The organism is Streptomyces sp. NPDC051051, assembly GCF_040682975.1.
Taxonomy (GTDB): domain Bacteria; phylum Actinomycetota; class Actinomycetes; order Streptomycetales; family Streptomycetaceae; genus Streptomyces.
On record NZ_JBFBCB010000010.1, the window covers coordinates 1 to 16183 of the forward strand.

General features: G+C 72.5%; 12 protein-coding genes and 3 pseudogenes. 12 read left to right on the forward strand and 3 right to left on the reverse strand.

Features of this window, described 5'->3' with window-relative positions; translation table 11 throughout:
* The first annotated feature begins 240 nt into the window (after positions 1–240).
* The 7 genes and pseudogenes from AB0N31_RS10125 to AB0N31_RS10155 all read left to right on the forward strand — a co-directional run bounded on the left by AB0N31_RS10125 (position 241) and on the right by AB0N31_RS10155 (position 6059).
* Positions 241–743, forward strand: a pseudogene (locus AB0N31_RS10125) (GNAT family N-acetyltransferase).
* 442 nt (positions 744–1185) lie between these two features.
* Positions 1186–1533, forward strand: a pseudogene (locus AB0N31_RS10130) (IS110 family transposase); the annotation flags it as partial.
* Between the two features lie 30 nt (positions 1534–1563).
* Positions 1564–2865, forward strand: coding sequence for a 4-carboxymuconolactone decarboxylase (pcaC, locus tag AB0N31_RS10135; protein WP_366057937.1), 1302 nt, complete (start codon positions 1564–1566; stop codon positions 2863–2865).
* Between the two features lie 109 nt (positions 2866–2974).
* Positions 2975–3610 carry an MBL fold metallo-hydrolase gene (locus AB0N31_RS10140; protein WP_366058062.1) on the forward strand — a complete coding sequence of 212 codons (636 nt, stop codon included), beginning with the start codon at positions 2975–2977 and terminating at the stop codon, positions 3608–3610.
* A 39-nt stretch (positions 3611–3649) separates the two neighbouring features.
* Positions 3650–4429 (forward strand): exodeoxyribonuclease III, encoded by a 780-nt coding sequence (locus tag AB0N31_RS10145; protein WP_366057938.1) that lies wholly within the window; start codon positions 3650–3652, stop codon positions 4427–4429.
* A gap of 305 nt (positions 4430–4734) precedes the next feature.
* The gene (locus AB0N31_RS10150; RefSeq protein WP_366057939.1) at positions 4735–5157 is read left to right on the forward strand and encodes a DUF6278 family protein; all 423 of its coding nucleotides are present in this window, start codon (positions 4735–4737) and stop codon (positions 5155–5157) included.
* A 158-nt stretch (positions 5158–5315) separates the two neighbouring features.
* The gene (locus AB0N31_RS10155) at positions 5316–6059 is read left to right on the forward strand and encodes an amino acid ABC transporter ATP-binding protein (RefSeq protein WP_366057940.1); all 744 of its coding nucleotides are present in this window, start codon (positions 5316–5318) and stop codon (positions 6057–6059) included.
* 112 nt (positions 6060–6171) lie between these two features.
* On the opposite strand, the pseudogene AB0N31_RS10160 reads toward AB0N31_RS10155, so the two are convergent.
* Positions 6172–6330 (reverse strand): annotated as a pseudogene (locus tag AB0N31_RS10160) (acyl esterase); the annotation flags it as partial.
* A 44-nt stretch (positions 6331–6374) separates the two neighbouring features.
* The gene (locus AB0N31_RS10165; protein WP_366057941.1) at positions 6375–7136 is read right to left on the reverse strand and encodes a hypothetical protein; all 762 of its coding nucleotides are present in this window, start codon (positions 7134–7136) and stop codon (positions 6375–6377) included.
* Between the two features lie 143 nt (positions 7137–7279).
* On the opposite strand from AB0N31_RS10165, the gene ggt reads away from it, so the two are divergent.
* The gene (ggt, locus tag AB0N31_RS10170; protein WP_366057942.1) at positions 7280–9115 is read left to right on the forward strand and encodes a gamma-glutamyltransferase; all 1836 of its coding nucleotides are present in this window, start codon (positions 7280–7282) and stop codon (positions 9113–9115) included.
* Positions 9116–9166: 51 nt separating this feature from the next.
* On the opposite strand, the gene AB0N31_RS10175 is transcribed toward ggt, so the two are convergent.
* On the reverse strand, positions 9167–11713 hold the full coding sequence (locus tag AB0N31_RS10175; RefSeq protein ID WP_366057943.1) for an ATP-dependent Clp protease ATP-binding subunit: 2547 nt from the start codon (positions 11711–11713) through the stop codon (positions 9167–9169).
* 205 nt (positions 11714–11918) lie between these two features.
* Here AB0N31_RS10175 and AB0N31_RS10180 point away from each other — a divergent pair, with 205 nt between their 5' ends.
* The 4 genes from AB0N31_RS10180 (at position 11919) to AB0N31_RS10195 (ending at position 16182) form a co-directional block, all read left to right on the forward strand.
* Positions 11919–12227, forward strand: coding sequence for a helix-turn-helix transcriptional regulator (locus tag AB0N31_RS10180; protein ID WP_366057944.1), 309 nt, complete (start codon positions 11919–11921; stop codon positions 12225–12227).
* 191 nt (positions 12228–12418) lie between these two features.
* Positions 12419–13876, forward strand: a complete 1458-nt coding sequence (locus AB0N31_RS10185; RefSeq protein ID WP_366057945.1) for a hypothetical protein — start codon at positions 12419–12421, stop codon at positions 13874–13876.
* A 183-nt stretch (positions 13877–14059) separates the two neighbouring features.
* Positions 14060–14902 (forward strand): nitrilase-related carbon-nitrogen hydrolase, encoded by an 843-nt coding sequence (locus AB0N31_RS10190; RefSeq protein ID WP_366057946.1) that lies wholly within the window; start codon positions 14060–14062, stop codon positions 14900–14902.
* Positions 14899–16182 (forward strand): aspartate aminotransferase family protein, encoded by a 1284-nt coding sequence (locus AB0N31_RS10195; protein WP_366057947.1) that lies wholly within the window; start codon positions 14899–14901, stop codon positions 16180–16182. The genes AB0N31_RS10190 and AB0N31_RS10195 overlap by 4 nt, the downstream gene beginning before the upstream one ends.
* Position 16183 lies beyond the last annotated feature (1 nt).

The window sequence follows — 16183 nt, forward strand, 5'->3', positions numbered from 1 at the left end:
AAGACGGTCATGTTGCGGCCGATCTCACCCAGACCGCCCAGGGCGATGACTCGCAGCCCTCCTTCGGGCAGGGGAGGGGCGGCTTTCAGTTCGGGGTGTGGATGACTCATACCTCGACGTTACCCGTAGAGCGGAACGAGATGATCCGTTGCCTGTGTGATCTCTCTGTGGCAGCGGGTGAGACGGCGAGGCCCCGCCGAGGAACATCCTGAGGGGACCTCGGTGCGACATGCTTTCCCGATGAGTTCGCGCACTTCCCCGATCAGCCAGCCGATCACGATACGGAGGGCCGTCGCGCGGGATGCCGAACGGCTCACGCGGCTCGTGCGCCTACGCGGGTGAGTACGCAGCCGCAGTCTAGGGCCACCGGGTCGGTCCTGATCACATCGAGGCCCACCGCGCCTTCGTAGCCGTCGGCGCCGACGACGAACATGGAGGCCGGGTCCTCGGGTTCTACTCGCTGGTCCTCGCTCCACCGGAGATCGATCTGCTGTTCGTCGCCGACGAAGCGCAAGGACGGGGTACTGGACGACGGCTCGTTGCGCACATGCAGTCCGAGGCCCGTGCCGCCGGGCTCGACCGTGTCGCATCCTCCCGCCGAGGACTTCTACCACCGCGTCGGTGCAGTGCGGACCGGGACCGCGCCCGCATACCCGCCCGCCGTGGCCACCCGGCTGTCCGTCAATGCCGGTCACGAGTGGACGAAGAGTCAACTCATTGTCGGCCCGCCCAGGCCGGGTTGAGCGCCGGTTCGGACGAAGTCGTCCGGCAGTGATCGAGTCATGCCGTTGTGCCGAGATCGATGGGACGGTGGCGCAGTGCCGTCCAGGACGGGGGTCTGGCTCATGAGATCTATGACCGAAGTGTCCCGTCACGGGCTTGTCGACTGTCGTTGCGGGATGGCGCCTGCCGGTACCGAGCCACAGGGGCTTGTCGCCGTGGGGGCCTTGCCGTCCATCAGGCGCCCTCACGGTCCGGACCGCCCGATCGGGCCGGTGCTGTCCACCCAGCACGTCACCACGCGGCAGGCGAACCACCATGACGACCAGACAGCGCAGCACCTCCTCCAGCACGGGTCCTCCCGTTCCGAGCGAGGTCGTGCCGGGCGTGGACACGCACGGCGAGGTTCATGTCGCTGCCGTGGTCTCCCGGTGCCACGCCCCGCGGCTGCTCGTGCCGGTGGGCATCGGCCCGGACAGCGCCGCCACCTTGCTGATCACCATGGGAGACACCCCCGAGCGGCTGAACACCGAGGCGTCCTTCGCCGCCCTGTGCGGCGTCAGTCCCGTCGGGCACTCCTCGGGCCGCCGGACCTGGCGTCGGCTCAACCATGGCGGCGACCGGCAGGCCGACGCGGCCCCGCACCGCATCGTGTTCACCCGGCTGCGCTTCGACCCCCGCACCCAGGCGTACGACGAACGCCGCACCCAGGAGGGCAAGACCCGCCGTGAGATCATCCGTTGCCTGAAGCGATATGCCGCCCGCGAGGTCTTCCACCTGGTCAGGACGGTGTCTACCAACCCCCTGTTATAGGGGCGTGTGAGAGATGAGAGGGTCTGACGGGTGAGCGAGACACCACCGAACACCCTGCAATACCGCTTTGACGGGCCGGAAGACGCGCCCGTGCTGATCCTGGGTCCCTCACTGGGCACCACATGGCACATGTGGGACCGCCAGGTTCCCGAACTGGCCCAGCAGTGGCGGATCTTCCGGTTCGACCTGCCCGGTCACGGCGGGGCGCCGGCCTATCCGGCGGCTTCCGTCGGCGACCTCGCCGAGCGGCTGCTCGCCACGCTCGACGCGCTCGGCGTGCAGCGCTTCGGCTACGCGGGTTGTGCGCTCGGGGGCGCGGTCGGTGTGGAGCTGGCGCTGCGTCGCCCCGAGCGGCTCGCCTCGCTCGCGCTGATCGCGGCCTCGCCGCGGTTCGGCACGGCGGACGAGTTCCGGCAGCGAGGGGTGATCGTACGGACCAACGGTCTCGACCCCATCGCCCGCACCTCGCCCGACCGCTGGTTCACCAGCGGCTTCGCCGCAGCCCAGCCCGCGATCACCGAGTGGGCCGTACAGATGGTGCGCACCACCGACCCCGGCTGCTACATCGCGGCCTGCGAGGCGCTCGCCTCCTTCGACGTGCGGGCCGAACTCGGCATGGTCGGCGTGCCGACGCTGGTCCTCGTCGGCTCGGACGACCAGGTCACCGGCCCCGCCGAGGCCCGCACCCTCGTCGCGGGCATCCCGGACGCCCGGCTCGCCGTCGTGCCCGGCGCCTCCCACCTGGTGCCGGTCGAGCAGCCCGCCGCCGTCACCGATCTGCTGGTCCGGCACTTCTCCACCGCCTGGCAGCCGGCGTACGAGCACAGCACGGGCCAGACCGCCGTCCCCGGCGTCTCCCTCAGGCCGGTGCAGCCCGCGCCGCCGCAGGCCGCGCCGATCGCCGAGATCGCGCCCGCCCCCGTGGTCGTGCCCCCGCAGGTCATGGGCCGCCCCGACCCGTACGACGCCGGGCTGAAGGTGCGGCGCGAGGTCCTCGGCGACGCCCACGTGGACCGGGCGCTGGCGCAGGCCGACGACTTCTCGGGTGACTTCCAGGAGCTGATCACCCGTTACTCCTGGGGCGAGATCTGGGACCGCCCCGGCCTCGACCGGCGCTCGCGCTCCTGCGTCGCCCTGACCGCGCTGGTGGCCGGCGGGCACCTCGACGAGCTGGCCGCCCACACCCGTGCCGCCCTGCGCAACGGCCTCACCCCGGACGAGATCAAGGAGGTGCTGCTCCAGACGGCGGTCTACTGCGGCGTACCCGCCGCGAACCGGGCGTTCCGCGTGGCGCAGGAGGTCATCCGGGAGGAGACGACGCCCACCGAGTGAGCCGCCCGCCCGGCGGAGGCAGGATGGGTCCATGACCCCCACCACCCCCGACCGGCCCACCACCCCCGACCGGCCCAGGACTCCCGAGACCCCCATGACGCCCCTTTCCGTGAAGCTCACGAAGAAGTCGCACGCCTGCGTCCGCCTGGAGAAGGACGGCCGCACCCTCGTCCTCGACCCGGGCGGGTTCACCGAGGCGGACGCCGCGCTCGGCGCGGACGCGATCCTCGTCACGCACGAGCACCCCGACCACTTCAGCGAGGAGCGGCTGCGGGCGGCCCTGGAGGCCGACCCGGCCGCCGAGATCTGGACCCTCCGGTCGGTCGCGGAGAAGATCGCGAGCGCCTTCCCGGGACGCGTCCACACCGTCGGCCACGGGGACGCCTTCACCGCGGCGGGCTTCGACGTCCAGGTCCACGGCGAACTGCACGCGGTGATCCACCCGGACCTGCCGCGCGTCACCAACGTCGGCTTCCTGATCGACGCCGGCCGCGTCTTCCACCCCGGCGACGCCCTCACCGTCCCCGACCACCCGGTGGAGACCCTCCTCGCCCCGGTCATGGCCCCCTGGAACAAGATCGCCGAGGTGATCGAGTACGTCAGGGAGGTGCGGCCGCGGCGGGTCTACGACATCCACGACGCCCTCCTCACCGACCTCGCCCGCCCGATCTACGACACCCACCTGGGCAATCTCGGCGGCGCGGACCACCAGCGGCTGGCGTCAGGGGCTTCGGCGCAGATCTGAGCGAGGGCGTTGTCGGACCCTGCGGGTAAGTTGTCGGTCATGCGCATCGCGACCTGGAACGTGAACTCGATCACCGCCCGCCTGCCGAGGCTCCTGGCCTGGCTGGAGAGCAGCGGCACCGACGTGCTCTGCCTCCAGGAGGCCAAGGTCGCCGAGGCGCAGTTCCCGTTCGACCAGCTGCGCGAGCTGGGCTACGAGGCGGCGGTCAACGCCACCGGACGGTGGAACGGCGTGGCGTTGGTCTCCCGGGTCGGCCTCGAGGACGTGGTCAAGGGCCTGCCCGGCGATCCGGGGTACGAGGGCGCCGCCGAGCCCCGCGCGATCTCCGCGACCTGCGGTCCGGTCCGCCTCTGGTCGGTCTACGTCCCCAACGGCCGGGAGGTGGACCACCCGCACTACGCCTACAAGCTGCGGTGGTTCGAGGCCCTCCGGGCCGCCGTCGCCGGTGACGCGGGAGGCAGCCGCCCCTTCGCCGTGCTGGGCGACTACAACGTGGCCCCGACCGACGACGACGTGTTCGACGTGGCCGTCTTCGAGGGCTCCACCCACGTCACCCCCGCCGAGCGCGCCGCCCTCGCCGCCCTGCGCGAGACGGGCCTCTCCGACGTCGTCCCGCGCCCCCTGAAGTACGACCACCCGTTCACCTACTGGGACTACCGCCAGCTCGGCTTCCCCAAGAACCGCGGCATGCGCATCGACCTGGTCTACGGCAACGCGTCCTTCGCCAAGGCCGTGAAGGACTCCTACGTCGACCGCGAGGAGCGCAAGGGCAAGGGCGCCTCGGACCACGCGCCGGTCGTCGTCGACCTCGACGTGTAGACCCGCGCGCGGGGTGCCGGCCGGCGAGGGGGGCCGGGCCGACGACCGGGGCCGGCCCGGGAGCCCCACGCGACGGCCGCCGCACGTACCGACCCCGTCCGGAGGCGGCGACTCCCTCCGCCCGTCCCGCCTCCGCCCGTGCCGTCTGCTCCCGTCCGTCCGGTCGATCGTCCGGACGCCGCGACGGTCGTGAAAGCGCCGCGTGCCGGTCGATCCACCGCGCGGGCGGGGGAGGGGAATCCGGCCGCTCGCGGCTGTCCGCGCGCCTGTGGTGCGCGCGCCGGTGTGAATGTCACGCTGGGCGTATGAACATCCCTTTCCTGGGCAGCAGGCGCAAGAAGCACGCCGAGGCGACGCTGACCGCCGCGGACCCCGAAGGGGTCGCCGAACTCCTCTCCGAGTGCGAGCTGCTGCGCACCCTGGCGGAGCGGGAGGGGATCCGGCTCGACGACACACCGGCCTCGCTGGAGGCGCTCGACCAGCTGCTGCCGCGCTGGCGCGACGACGAGGAGAACCTGCCCTGGCTGGGCAACGACGCGGGCCTCTACCTCGGCACGGTCATCGTGCGCACCGTCCCCGGCGCCGCCTGGGAGGTCTGGCCCGGCGGCCAGCCCGTCGTACGGCTCGCGTCGGGCCGGGAGTTCGACGTGGTGACCGCCGGGCAGGAGTGGGCCGTGAACGGTGTCCCGGAGCTGTCCCAGCACTACGGCGAGGTGGCGGAGGTCTGAGGCGCGAGGCGGAGGCGTGCGGCGGGGGTGCGGGGCGGCGGTCTGCGGCAGGGCGTAAATACGGCTAATGCCCGAAAGGTGCGTGTCGTGTCCGTAGGTCCGTTTTGTCTGGATAGTTTGCGGCAGCACGGGACAGCCGAGAGTGAGTAGGGCTGCGCATGGCCGTCGATCCGTTGATCGAGCTGCGTGACGTCAACAAGTACTTCGGGGAGCTGCATGTCCTCCAGGACATCGACCTCACGGTCGGCAAGGGGGAGGTGGTCGTGGTCATCGGCCCGTCGGGGTCGGGCAAGTCGACGCTCTGCCGGGCGATCAACCGGCTGGAGCCCATCCAGTCCGGCACGATCCTGCTGGACGGCAGACCGCTGCCGACGGAGGGGAGGGAACTGGCGCGGCTGCGCGCCGACGTCGGCATGGTCTTCCAGTCGTTCAACCTGTTCGCGCACAAGACCGTGCTGCAGAACGTGACATTGGGCCAGATCAAGGTCCGCAAGGCCGACAAGGCGAAGGCCGAGGAGAAAGCCCGTGCCCTGCTCGACCGGGTCGGTGTGGCCGATCAGGCCGACAAGTACCCCGCACAGCTCTCCGGCGGCCAGCAGCAGCGCGTGGCGATCGCCCGGGCCCTCGCCATGGAGCCCAAGGCGCTGCTGTTCGACGAGCCGACCTCCGCCCTGGACCCGGAGATGATCAACGAGGTGCTGGAGGTCATGCAGCAGCTCGCCCGGGACGGCATGACGATGGTCGTCGTCACCCACGAGATGGGCTTCGCCCGCTCGGCCGCGAACCGCGTGGTCTTCATGGCCGACGGACGCATCGTCGAGGACCGCAGCCCGGAGGAGTTCTTCACCGATCCGCGCAGCGACCGGGCCAAGGACTTCCTCTCCAAGATCCTCAAGCATTAGAACTGTGCACGCCCGCCATGACCCCCCGGCGGCCCTCGTCTAGGATGGGTCGTTCGTCCGGGCCGCAGGGGCAGCACTCAAGGAGCCATACCCGCCCGGCGCCGGCCGGAGATCACTGTTCGCACGGCGGAATCGCCCCGTACCACGGGTCGTTCGCCGGCGAGGAGAAGGTCAGCCGCGCGCCGGACGGGTTGTGCTCGTCGGGGAGCGGGTCGACCGTGTCGACACCCCCGGCCGGCCGGTGCCCCGTCGGGACGTCGTACGCCGTGGACGACGGCTCCCGGCCCGCGCCGCACGGCTTGCCGGCGGCGGGGTTCAGGACGCGCGGTGCGAGGTGCGGGGGGAGACGGACTGCGCGGGCAGCGGCGTCTGGGCCGCCCGCGTCACGTCGGCGACCAGCTCCACCACGTCGGGGCCGTACGCCTGGGAGTTGACGACCTTCAGCAGCAGCACGAAGGAGTTGTTCCCGTGCTTGCGGTACAGGCGCTCGTGGTTGCGGGCCAGGTAGCGGGTGGCGGCCTGGTTGGTGATCGCGCGCTGGCCGCAGAAGAGGAACACCGGCCGCGCGTCCCGGCGTTGGGCGGCGGTGAGCCGGGCCAGCAGCACGTACTCGGTGACGCCTGCCTCCAGCCGGTGGCGTTCGGTACCGATCTGGAACGCGCTCCGGTCCGGGCCCGGTTCGGCATCGACGTTGACCCGCACCCCGGGCAGCATCGCCGACATGTGCGCCATCATGCGCCGGTTGGAGGCGGGGCCGCCGACGCAGAACTCGGTGCGCTCCCCGAAGCCCTGCTGGGCCGTGTCCTGCGTGACCACCTGGACGTTGGCGCCGCAGTCCTTGATCAGCGCGGACAGCTCCAGGAGCGCGAAGACGTCGATGCGGTGGACCGCCGGCTCCGAGGTCGCCGGATCGCGGTTGACGACGAGCAGGCACTCCGAGTTGTCCGGCAGCCCGAAGAAGGCCTGCTTGCGGCGTAGTTTCCGCCGCCAGAGGTAGGTGCGGGCCACCCAGCCGAGCACGGCACTGATGCCGGCCGCGACCACGCCCAGAACGATGTTGCGCACGTCGTCATTCATGGGCGCGCATAGTGGTGGGGTCCCATGGCCGGAACGTACCCGTGTTCGATGTGTGACAGTCGCACGACACGGCCCGGAAGAGGGCTGTCGGGGCACCGGTGTTGTGGTTACGCTGCGCGGACGTTCCCGGACTGGAGGTACGGATGCGTCGCTCTGTCGCGCGGAAACTGTCGGCCGCGCGGAAACTGTCGGTCCTGGCGGTTTCGGCCGCCGTGGTCTCGGTGGGGGCGGCGGCGCCACCCGCCGCCGTCGGAAAGCCGGCCGTCGGGAAGGCACCGGCCGAGAAGGTGCCCGTCGCCGTGGGCTACGGCGGCGCCGTGGCCAGTGTCGACGCGGATGCCTCCGCGGCCGGCATCGAGGTCCTGCGCAAGGGCGGCAACGCGGTCGACGCGGCCGTCGCCACCGCCGCCGCCCTCGGCGTCACCGAGCCCTACTCCTCCGGCATCGGCGGAGGCGGCTACTTCGTCTACTACGACGCCAAGTCCCGCACCGTGCGCACGATCGACGGCCGGGAGACCGCACCGCTGACCGCCGACGCGGGCCTCTTCGTCGAGAACGGCAAGCCCCTCGCCTTCGCCGACGCCGTCAGCAGCGGCCTCGCCGTCGGCACCCCGGGCACGCCCGCCACCTGGGCGACGGCCCTCGACCGGTGGGGCAGCAGGAAGCTCGGCACGGTGCTCAAGCCCGCCGAGCGCCTCGCCCGGGACGGCTTCACCGTCGACGCCACCTTCCGCAGCCAGACCGCCGCCAACGAGACCCGCTTCCGCTACTTCCCCGACACCGCCGAGCTGTTCCTGCCCGGCGGACAACTCCCGGTCGTCGGCTCCACCTTCAAGAATCCCGATCTCGCCCGCACCTACGCCGAGCTGGGGCGCAAGGGGGTCGGCGCCCTCTACCGGGGCGACATCGCCGAGGACATCGTCGACACCGTCAACAAGCCTCCCGTGGACCCGGATTCGGGCTGGAACGCCCGGCCCGGCGAACTGTCCGCGAAGGACCTCGCCGCCTACCGCGCCAAGCTCCAGGAGCCCACCGAGACCACCTACCGCGGCCTCGGCGTGTACTCCATCGCCCCCTCCTCCTCCGGCGGCACGACCGTCGGCGAGGCCCTCAACATCCTGGAGCGGACCGACCTGTCCAAGGCGAGCCGGGCCCAGTACCTGCACCGGTTCATCGAGGCCAGCCGCATCGCCTTCGCCGACCGCGGGCGCTGGGTCGGCGACCCCGCCTTCGAGGACGTACCGGCGAAGGAGCTGCTGTCGCAGCGGTACGCCGACTCGCGGGAGTGCCTGATCAGGGACGACGCGGTGCTGACCAGCCCCCTCGCACCGGGCGACCCGCGCCACCCGGCGGCCTGTGCCGGCGGCGGCACGGCGGCGCCGACGACGTACGAGGGCGAGAACACCACCCACCTGACGGTCGCCGACAAGTGGGGGAACGTCGTTTCCTACACGCTCACCATCGAGCAGACCGGCGGCAGCGGCATCACCGTCCCCGGCCGCGGATTCATCCTCAACAACGAGCTGACGGACTTCTCCTTCGCCCCGGCGAATCCGGCCGTGCACGACCCGAACCTGCCCGGTCCGGGCAAGCGGCCGCGCTCGTCGATCTCGCCGACCATCGTCCTCGACCGGCACCACCGGCCGGTGGTGGCCCTCGGTTCGCCCGGCGGCGCCACCATCATCACCACCGTGCTCCAGACCCTCACCGGGTTCCTCGACCGCGGGCTCCCGCTCGTGGACGCCATCGCGGCACCCCGCGCCAGCCAGCGCAACGCCGCCCAGACGGAACTCGAACCCGGCCTCTACGACAGCGAACTCGCCGGACAACTGGCGGCCATCGGGCACTCGTTCAAGCTCAACCCGGAGATCGGCGCCACGACCGGCGTGCAGCGGCTGCCGAACGGCAAGTGGCTGGCGGCGGCCGAGACCGTGCGGCGGGGCGGCGGTTCGGCGCAGGTGGTGCTGCCGGCGCCGTAGGACGCCGGCGGCACCACGCCGCCCGCTCCCGACCGTCTCAGGCCGACGGCCTCACCGTTCGGGAGCGGGCGGCTCGTCGCGGCTCGTGCGGAACGCGAGCCGCCCGTCCTCGACGTCGACCGTCACGGCGGCGCCCTCCTGGACCCGCCCGTCGAGCAGCAGCCGCGACAACCGGTTGTCGACCTCGCGCTGGATGGTGCGGCGCAGCGGGCGGGCGCCGTACTCGGGCTGGTACCCGCGCTCGGCGAGCCAGTCGACGGCGCCGGGGGAGAACCGCACGGTGATGCCCTGCGAGTGCACCAGCCGGCGGGTCCCCTCCAGCAACAGGTCGGTGATCCGCCGCAGTTGGTCGGTGCTGAGCTGCCGGAAGACGACGATCTCGTCGATGCGGTTGAGGAACTCCGGCCGGAAGTGCTCGCGCAGCGGGCGCATGACCTGCTCCCGGCGCGCCTCCTCGTCCGCGTCCGCACCGCCGGCCCCGAAACCGATGCCGGCACCGCGCCGCGTGATCGCCTCCGAACCCAGGTTGCTGGTCATCACGATCACCGTGTTGGTGAAGTCGACCGTGCGGCCCTGTGCGTCGGTCAGCCGCCCGTCGTCGAGGACCTGGAGCAGGATGTTGAAGACGTCCGGGTGGGCCTTCTCCACCTCGTCGAGCAGCAGCAGCGAGTACGGGTGCCGGCGCACCGCCTCGGTCAGCTGGCCCGCCTCCTCGTGGCCGACGTAACCGGGCGGGGCGCCCACCAGGCGGCTCACGGTGTGCCGCTCCTGGTACTCGCTCATGTCCAGGCGGATCATCCGCTCCTCGCTGCCGAACAGCGCCTCGGCGAGCGCGCGGGCCAGTTCGGTCTTGCCGACGCCGGTCGGGCCGAGGAACAGGAAGCTGCCGATCGGCCGGTCCGGGCTCGACAGCCCGGCACGCGAGCGCAGCACCGCGTCCGAGACGACCCGCACGGCCTCGTCCTGGCCGACGACCCGCTCGTGCAGATGCTGCTCCAGACCGAGCAGCCGGTCCTTCTCCTCCTGGGTGAGACTGGCGACGGGGATGCCGGTCTGCCGGGAGACGACCTCGGCGACGGCCTCGGTGGTGACCTCCAGGTGCTGGCCCTCGTCGACCTCGCCGCCCCCGGCCGCGTCCGCCATCCGCTGCTTCAACTCGACGATGCGGTCGCGCAGTCGGGTGGCCTGCTCGTACTGCTCGTCGGCCGCCGCCTGATCCTTGTCACGGGTGAGCTGTTCGACCTCGCGCTCCATGGCGCGCACGTCCGTGCCCTTCCTGCGGGCCCCGAGGCGCACCCGTGCGCCCGCCTGGTCGATGAGGTCGATGGCCTTGTCGGGCAGCCGCCGGTCGGTGAGGTAGCGGTCGGACAGCTCCACGGCCGCCACCAGCGCCTCGTCGGTGTAGCGGACCTGGTGGTGGGCCTCGTACCGGTCGCGCAGACCGCGCAGGATCTCGATCGCGTCCGCGGCCGACGGCTCCGGCACCAGGATCGGCTGGAACCGGCGGGCCAGCGCCGCGTCCTTCTCGATCCGCCGGTACTCCTCCAGCGTCGTCGCGCCCACGACGTGCAGCTCGCCGCGGGCCAGTGCCGGCTTGAGGATGTTGCCCGCGTCCATCGAGCCCGACTCGCCGCCGCCGCCCGCGCCCACGACCGTGTGCAACTCGTCGATGAACACGATGAGCCGGTCGGAGTGCTCGCGGATCTCGTTCACGATGGCGTTGAGGCGCTCCTCGAAGTCGCCTCGGTACCGGGTGCCGGCCACCACGGCGGTCAGGTCCAGGGCGACGACCCGGCGGTCGGCCAGCACGTCCGGCACGTCACCGTCCGCGATGCGCTGGGCGAGCCCCTCCACGATCGCGGTCTTGCCCACCCCCGCGTCACCGATCAGCACGGGGTTGTTCTTGCCGCGCCGGGACAGCACCTCGATCGTCTGCTCGATCTCGTCGTCCCGGCCGATCACCGGGTCGATACGGCCCTGGCGCGCCAGGTCGGTGAGATCCCGGCCGTACTTGTCCAGGGTGGGCGTGGAGGTGGGCCGCTGCCGGTCCTGGCGGGACTGCGCGGGCATGGCGTCCGGGGGCTCGGACGGGCCGGCGGACGGCGCGAAGCGGGCCGCGTTGAGGATGTGCCCGGCCGCGGAGTCCGGGTTCGCGGCGAGCGCGCTCAGCACGTGCTCGGGGCCGATGTAGCCGGTGCCGCGCGAGCGCGCCAGCTCGTGGGCGTCCAGCAGGGCCCGCTTGGCGGCCGGCGTCAGCGACAGCGAGGTGGGCGGCGGCACTTCGCCCGGCGGGTGCTGCACGGGGCCCGAGCGCTCGTCGATCTCCGTCGCGAGGGAGTCGGGGTCCGCCCCGGCGCGGCTGAGCAGACTGCGCGTCGGCTCCGCCGCGAGGGCGGCGCGCAACAGGTGCTCGGTGTCCAGATCGCGGCTGCCGTGCTCGGCGGCGTACTGGGCCGCGCCGCGGACCAGTTCCCTGGCCGGCTGGCTGAGGAGCTGGCCGATGTTGATCTGGCGGGGGCCGGGGCGGGGCCCGCCGAAGAAGCGGGCCAGGAATTCACCGAAGGGATCACCCTCCGGGCCGATGTAGCCGCTGGTCATGGCGTTCCGTTTCCATCGACTGCGTTGCCGGTGCCGACGAGGTTCCTGTCCGTGCCGGGCTACACCACGATGACACGTTCCTTTTGGGGTGGCATGTCCTGAGTCGTCCTCCGCTCGGCGCGCACGGCCCCGTTTCCGCGATCGCCACCGGTGTCCGTCTTCAACGCCATCGCGCCAATTCTCATACCGGTATTAGAATGGCTCCATGGTACGCACCCCGCTGACCCCCGAAGAGCGCGAACGCGGCGAGCGGCTCGGCGCGCTGCTCCGCGAGGCCCGAGGCGGTCGCAGCATGGCCGTGATCGCCGCGGGCGCCGGCATCTCCGCCGAGACGCTCCGCAAGATCGAGACCGGCCGGGCGCCGACTCCGGCCTTCTTCACCGTCGCCGCCCTCGCCCGTGCGCTCGGCCTGTCCATGGACGAACTGGCGGCGCGGTGCGCGCTGGTGGCGGTCCCGCAGGGGGGCGTGGCCGACGCGGAGGGCGTGGCGGGCGCGGTCGGTCGGGTCGCCTGAGCGGTTCCCCGCCGTACGGGAGTCCCCTCCGGCGGCCGACCGCCGACTGTCAGCCGTCGGCGGTCGGAGCCACCGGTCGGCGGCGCGGCGGGAGATCGCCGCGTCTTCTCCGAAAACTCCCCGTAGCCGCGCCGTAACACGCATGGTGTTCCCTACGGACCGGAGTGTTCCGGTCGGGCGGGAGCAGGGCGATGGCTTTGGATCAACTCCCAGGGCAACTGAGGGAGTTCGCGAACTACCTGGACGGACTGCTGGCGCGCCTGGACCAGGGCGCCGGCTGGTGCGCGGTCTTCTGGCAGCGCGACCCGGACGGTATGCGTGCCTGCCTCGACGGCCGTGAGGTGCCGCCCTGGGACGTCGTGGAGGCCCTCCTCCAGGACCTCGCCGCGCACTACGGCACCCCCGCCGCCGCCCGGGAGGCGGAACGGGCCCGGCCCCTGCACATCGCGGCCCTCGCCGCCCACGACACCCGCCCCGGCGCCCGCGACGCCCTCCGGGACCGGCTCGACGTCATGCTCCGCGAACAGCGCCACGCCGCCGACCGGCAGGCCGAGCTGGGCCGCCTCCTCGACGCCGCGACCACCCGCGAGGAGGCCGAGGCCGTCCGCCTCGACCTGGCCTGGGCCCACGACGACCACGAACGGGCCACCGCCCGCTGCGCCGAACTCCGCCGCCGCATGGCCGACGTCGACCGACGCGGTGGGGGCGGCGCCGGCCGGGCAGAGGGCCGCCGCCCCCCGCACTCCCCGGCATCTCCGGACCCCGGGCCGGCCCCGGACGCTTTCGCCGACCGCGGCCCGGAGGACGCCGGCGCCGACTCCCACGAGGCACCGTCCGCCCACGACCGGGCACGCGCCGAACCCGTCGCCCGCGAGCCCGCCCCGGACGACGCCGTCCCCGCCGCCGTCCCCCGGCAGCGCAAGCGCCGCCGGGGCGGTGCGCGGTTCGCCGGGATGGCCGAGGGGGCGGCCGACCCCGTCGCCGTACCGCCCGCCGCCGGGACACCGTCGCCGGCGCCCGCGCCGCGCACCCGCCGCACCCCGCGCGGTGCCCGGTTCGCCGGGGCCGCCGCCGAGGAGCCGCAGCACCGGCCCGAGCCGTCGGCCGGGCCGGTGGACGCGACGGCCCGCAGGGAGACCGCCGAGGCGGTGGAACGGCTGACCCGGTTCCGCGCCGAGGGCCGCAGCGGCGAGGCGCACGTGCTGCTCGTCGAACTGGCGTACTGGCCCGCCGCCCGGATCCCGCTGCTCGCCGAGGGCCTTCAGCGGTCCGGGCTCACCGCCGACTGGACGACCCTGCTGTGGGAGGCCGCCTCGCTGCCCGCCGACCGGCTCGTCGCCGCGGCGGACGCCCTGGTCGAAGCGGGCCGCACGGCCGACGGCGAGCGGATCCTGCGGCAGGGCGTCGCCCGTCCGGCCGGCGAGATCGGAGAGGCCGTCGGCGCCCTGGCGGCCGAGGGCCGCCGCCGCGAGGTGGAGGCGCTGCTGGACGCCTACGTCCGCGTCCGCACCCCCGAGGAGGCGGCCCGCAGCGTCGCCCCCGACCCGCAGCTCCTGGTTCCGCTGCTGCTGGAGGCAGCCCGCGGCGTGTCGGACGAGCGGCAATGGGACCTGGTGCACGCCCTGCGGGTCGCCGGCTTCACGACCTGAGCCCCGGCCCCGCCGGTACGCCGTACGCCCACGACTCACCCACCTGAGTGTGAAACGCGATCGACTCCGCGGGTTAACGACGATGGTCTTGGCAAGCCCGTCCCGGAGGCTTACGTTCGTCCCTCTACGGCCCGCGTCTACGGGCGTAGAGGGCTCTGACGTCTTCCGTCGAAGGAGCAGCTCATGGCCAACGTCGTACGTGCCGCCCTGGTCCAGGCCACCTGGACCGGCGACACCGAGTCCATGGTGGCGAAACACGAGGAGCACGCCCGCGAGGCGGCCCGGCAGGGCGCGCGGATCATCGGTTTCCAGGAAGTCTTCAACGCCCCCTACTTCTGCCAGGTGCAGGAGCCGGAGCACTACCGCTGGGCCGAGCCGGTCCCCGACGGGCCCACCGTGCGCCGTATGCAGGAGCTGGCCCGCGAGACGGGCATGGTGATCGTCGTCCCGGTCTTCGAGATCGAGCAGTCCGGCTTCTACTACAACACCGCGGCCGTGATCGACGCCGACGGCACCTACCTCGGCAAGTACCGCAAGCACCACATCCCGCAGGTGAAGGGCTTCTGGGAGAAGTACTACTTCCGCCCCGGCAACCTCGGCTGGCCGGTCTTCGACACCGCCGTCGGCAAGGTCGGCGTCTACATCTGCTACGACCGCCACTTCCCGGAGGGCTGGCGCCAGCTCGGCCTGGGCGGCGCACAGCTGGTCTACAACCCCTCCGCGACCCACCGGGGGCTCTCCGCCCACCTCTGGCAGCTCGAACAGCCCGCGGCCGCCGTGGCCAACGAGTACTTCGTCGCCGCCATCAACCGGGTCGGCGTCGAGGAGTACGGCGACAACGACTTCTACGGCACGTCCTACTTCGTCGACCCGCGCGGACAGTTCGTCGGCGCGACCGCCGGCGACAAGGACGAGGAACTCCTCGTCCGCGACCTCGACTTCGACCTGGTCGAGGAGGTGCGGCAGACGTGGGCCTTCTACCGCGACCGCCGTCCCGACGCCTACGAAGGGCTGGTGCAGCCGTGAACGACCTCCACGCCCGCCACCGCCGGGTCCTGCCGGACTGGCTCGCCCTCTACTACGACCGGCCGCTGGAGATCACCCACGGCGAGGGCCGCCACGTGTGGGACGCCGAGGGGAACAGGTACCTCGACTTCTTCGGCGGCATCCTCACGACCATGACCGCCCACGCGCTGCCCGAGGTCACCAAGGCGGTGAGCGAGCAGGCCGGACGGATCATCCACTCCTCCACGCTCTACCTCAACCGCCCGATGGTCGAACTCGCCGAGCGCATCGCCCGGCTGAGCGGCATCCGGGACGCCCGCGTCTTCTTCACCACCTCCGGCACCGAGGCCAACGACACCGCCCTGCTGCTCGCCACCACCCACCGGCGCAGCAACACGGTCCTGGCGATGCGCAACAGCTACCACGGACGCTCCTTCAGCACCGTCGGCATCACCGGCAACCGCGGCTGGTCGCCCACCTCGCTGTCCCCGCTCCAGACGCTGTACGTCCACGGAGGCGTGCGCACCCGCGGCCCGTACGCCGCGCTCGACGACACCGCCTTCATCGCGGCCTGCGTCGAGGACCTGAAGGACCTGCTCGGTCACACCCGGCCGCCCGCCGCCCTGATCGCCGAGCCGGTCCAGGGCGTCGGCGGCTTCACCTCCCCGCCCGACGGACTGTACGCGGCGTTCCGGGAAGTGCTGGACACACACGGGATCCTGTGGATCGCCGACGAGGTGCAGACCGGCTGGGGCCGCACCGGCGACCACTTCTGGGGCTGGCAGGCACACGACCGCAACGGCCCGCCCGACATCGTGACCTTCGCCAAGGGCATCGGCAACGGCATGTCCGTCGGCGGGGTGATCGCCCGCTCCGAGATCATGAACTGCCTCGACGCCAACAGCATCTCCACCTTCGGCGGCACCCAGGTCACCATGGCCGCCGGCCTCGCCAACCTCACCCACCTGCTGGAGCACGACCTTCAGGGCAACGCCCGGCGGGTCGGCGGACTGCTCATCGAACGGCTGCGGGCCGCCGCCGCCCAGGACCCGGGCGTACGCGAGGTGCGCGGGCGCGGGCTGATGATCGGGATCGAGCTGACCGAGCCCGGCACCGACCGGGCCGACCCCGACCGGGCCGCCGCCGTCCTGGAGGCCGCCCGCGCCGAGGGCCTGCTGATCGGCAAGGGCGGCGGCCACAGCACCAGCGCCCTGCGCATCGCCCCGCCCCTGTCCCTGACCGTCGCGGAGGCCGAGGAGGGCGCCGCGATCCTCGACAGCGCGCTGAGAAGCACGCGGTAGC